This window comes from Streptomyces albidochromogenes, from assembly GCF_005981925.1.
Lineage (GTDB): Bacteria > Actinomycetota > Actinomycetes > Streptomycetales > Streptomycetaceae > Streptomyces > Streptomyces albidochromogenes.
In genome coordinates, this window is the sequence record NZ_VBVX01000580.1 from 1 (window position 1) to 1,723 (window position 1,723).

Sequence of the window (1,723 nt, forward strand, 5' to 3'; positions counted from 1 at the left end):
GGGTGGGGACGGCAGCCGGTCGGGTACGACGGGGGCCGCAGCGGTCAGCTTCTGGAGACCCAGCCCCGTTCGTACGCGTGCCAGCCGAGCTGGAGCCGCGTCGTCACGCCCGCCAGCTCCATCAGGCCCTTCACCCGCCGCTGCACCGTCCGCAGACCCAGCTCCAGCTGCTTCGCCACGCTCGCGTCCGTCATCCCGGCCAGCAGCAGCGACAGCACCTGGATGTCCGTGGCGTCCGGGCCCGGCAGGCCCTCCTCGGACGCCGTGCCGTCCGTTGTGAGCCGCAGCGGGAGCGCGTCCCGCCACACCGCCTCGAACAGGCCCGTCAGCGACTCCAGCAGGCCGCTCGCGTGCACGACGAGGGCCGCCGGCTCCGCGCCCCGGGCCGTCAGCGGCACCATCGCCATGGTCCGGTCCGCGACCACGAGCTTCGTCGGCACCCTCTCCACCACCCTGACCTGCTCGTCGCGCCCCAGCGCCGCCGACAGTTCGACGAGTCCCGTGGGCGCGGTGAGCACCTCGCGTTCGAGCACCACCCGGTACGCCACGCCCCGCGTGGACGCGCGCTCCTCGGCCTCGTTGTCCATGCCGCTGATCGCGATCGGATGCCCCGTGACCAGCGCGCACACCTCCTTGGTGGCGCCGAGCCGGAGCTGCGCGAAGCGGTGCGCCACCGCGCTCGCCCCCGTCACCACCTCGACCAGGTCGTGCACCGCGGGCTCGGCCGCCTCCGCCCGGTACTCACGCTCCAGCAGCGCCGCCGACAGCTCGGCCTGCTCCAGCTCGTGCCGCTGCCGGGTCAGCAGCGCGCCGAGCGCGACCCCCGGAGGCGCGGCCACCCAGCGACCCGTACGCGCCGACGACTGGGCCGCGAGCCCTTGCTGCTCCAGGCGGCGCAGCGCCCGTTCCGTGTCGGCCTCGGGCAGCGTCAGCCGGTGCGCGAGGTCGGGGACCTCCGCCGCGCCGAGCGCGACGAGCGCGCGGTACGTCGACTCCTGGGCCTCGTCGAGTCCTATGGCTCCCAGCACCCTCCACACCCCTCCCAGGACGCCTCGGTCCCGTATCCGCGCCCCGATCTTGCCCACTGGCTCGTGGCGGGAAGCGGCCACGGCGTACATCCGCCGTACGCATCATCCCCGCACCACTGGTCACTCTGCCAATGTGGCGCCACAGCAGTATCAACAGCCTCTCAGGACAGGGCTTTTGTGCCGTATTCCTCGGGACGGTGCCGGTACGCCCGACATCGCGCACGGTGTCGGGGCGGCGACCTCCACGGACTGTCCGCCGGGCGTCCCTCCCGTGGGGTGTGGGGCTGCCCGGCGGACTTAATTTTCCCGATGCCCCGTTTTCGTACGGCACTTGAGGTGGACAATAGGGGCATGAGCCAGCAGGGGGAGAGGCGCGCCACCAGCGAGGACGAGTGGTGGAACCGGCTGTACGACGACGAACCCGTCCCGGAACCGGCCCCCGCGCGGGGGGCCGACAGCGACGTGGGAGACGGCACCGACGAAGCCGGTGACACCCTGGACGCCCGTTTCGAGTCGGCGGCGGTCGCGTCGGCGCCGGCGCCGCCGGGCCCCGAGGTACCGGCCGCGCCGCCCCCGGGGGACGAGCGCGCCGCGCCGCCCGCGCCGTCGACTCCGCCGAACCCACCGGCACCCCAGGGTTCCGGCCCTGGTCCCGCCGACGCCCCGCCGTGGTGGGGGACGCACCGGCCCCCGGC

Annotated in this window: 1 protein-coding gene and 1 pseudogene; one reads left to right on the forward strand and one right to left on the reverse strand. The window is 74.3% G+C overall.

All coding sequences use genetic code 11. The annotated features are described in order from the left end of the window. Positions 1-44 precede the first annotated feature (44 nt). A complete protein-coding gene (locus tag E2E34_RS34020) occupies positions 45-1,028 on the reverse strand; it encodes a helix-turn-helix domain-containing protein (RefSeq protein WP_138905675.1) in 984 nt (327 codons plus the stop codon). Between the two features lie 351 nt (positions 1,029-1,379). Here E2E34_RS34020 and E2E34_RS35795 point away from each other — a divergent pair. Continuing rightward, positions 1,380-1,723: pseudogene (locus E2E34_RS35795) on the forward strand (hypothetical protein); the annotation flags it as partial.